Origin of the sequence: Streptomyces niveiscabiei (assembly GCF_001419795.1) — a bacterium.
Classification (GTDB): Bacteria; Actinomycetota; Actinomycetes; order Streptomycetales; family Streptomycetaceae; genus Streptomyces; species Streptomyces niveiscabiei.
This window is the reverse complement of the sequence record NZ_LIRL01001454.1, coordinates 1-1,418: the sequence shown is the minus strand read 5'-3', so window position 1 is coordinate 1,418 and position 1,418 is coordinate 1. Positions and strand designations below refer to the sequence as shown.

The 1,418-nt window shown below is 70.4% G+C and carries 1 protein-coding gene and 1 pseudogene; both read left to right on the top strand.

Annotated elements, in window-relative coordinates; genetic code table 11:
- The first annotated feature begins 186 nt into the window (after positions 1-186).
- Positions 187-594: a hypothetical protein gene (locus AOK24_RS44915; RefSeq protein ID WP_055725536.1), complete on the top strand. Its 408-nt coding sequence runs from the start codon at positions 187-189 to the stop codon at positions 592-594.
- A 226-nt stretch (positions 595-820) separates the two neighbouring features.
- Positions 821-1,418, top strand: a pseudogene (locus tag AOK24_RS44910) (hypothetical protein); the annotation flags it as partial.

Genomic DNA, 1,418 nt, shown 5'->3' with positions numbered 1-1,418 from the left:
GGACAGGTTGGGGGGGTCGGGGGGGTGGAGGGCGACTGAGGGGGCTGGTGGTGCGGGTGCGGCGATATGGGTGTCGCCACGGATAGGACTCCCCTCCCCGCGACGTCAGGCTGTGCGGTGGCCGTGATCAAGCCATCGGCCTGTACGTCAGTCAGTTCGAGAACGGGGAATCTTGTGTTTCGTCATGTGTCCAGGGCATCGCTCGCGTTGGCCGCGGTCGCGGCGTTCGGTCTGACCGGGATGTCGGGGCCCGCGCAGGCCGCCGACGCGGGCATCCTCAGCGCGACGGGCTGCGCCGGCAACGCGGGGTCGACGGACGGTTCGGGCTCCGTCTGCCTGGAGATCAAGGGGACCAAGCTGCACGTCGACAGCTTCAAGCTGTCCAAGAAGTCCAACAACCGTGCCTGGACCGACCGTCCGATCCTGGAGATCGGCAGCACCTACGGCTATTACGGCACGCTGGAGAACGCGTCCCGCACGGAGACGGTGACCGTCGGCTCCGCCATCAACCAGAGCTTCGCCAACAACACGAAGGCGTGCGGCTGGTGGGAGAAGTACCCCGGCACGAAGGCTTGCGTGACGATCCACAACTGATCGCCACGAGGGGTTGGTTGAGCACGCCCCGCCCACCGAGGGGTTCGGTGGGCGGGGCGTTGCCGGGAGGCACGGTTGCCCAGAGGGCGGGCAACACAGGGGAACGCCGGGCGGTGAACTCCCGTGCGGCGAGGGCCGTTCCGCGCGGCGTCCCGTGGCGGGAGTTTGGCTCCGGGGGCGAGTACGGTGGGATCTCTGATCCGGTTCTTGGGGCGCGGGGGCGTGTATGGAGCGGGAGTTGGAGGAGCTGGCGGTCAGGGCGGCGGGGGTGCTGGGAGCCGCAATGGACGCGGAGAACGAGGTGAGGGCAGAGGCATGGCGCGAGACTCGGAGTTGGTTCATCGCGGTGTCCGCTTCGGGCGACGGCGGTCGGACGATGTTCCACCTCTTCTGGGAGGGGGCGTTCTCGTTCCGGGCCCGTCACATCCTGGAGTCCCTCGTCCTGGCCGAGGACCCGGCCGCAGCGGCCGACCTGCTCCGTGAACTGGTCGCCCGCTACGAGGCAGGCGCGGACCCCACCCCGTCGGACACCGCCGGCACCCCCACTCGGTTTGAGCTGACCAACACCTCCGCCGCCACACCCCCCGCGTCCCCTGACCGCGCCGACCGCGTCACCACCCTCACCTCCATGCTCGTAGGCGCGAAGCTGGAACAACCGACCCCGGAACCCCTGGCCGACCCACACCACCCGCCGACACCGGAACCGGAAGAGGCACCCCGAGCCGACCACCCCAGGAACGGCCACAGCCCCGCGCGGACCCCGGAGCCGGAAGGCGACCCCGTCCCCGCCCCGGCCCGGAACGGCCACCGCCCCCTCCGGACAC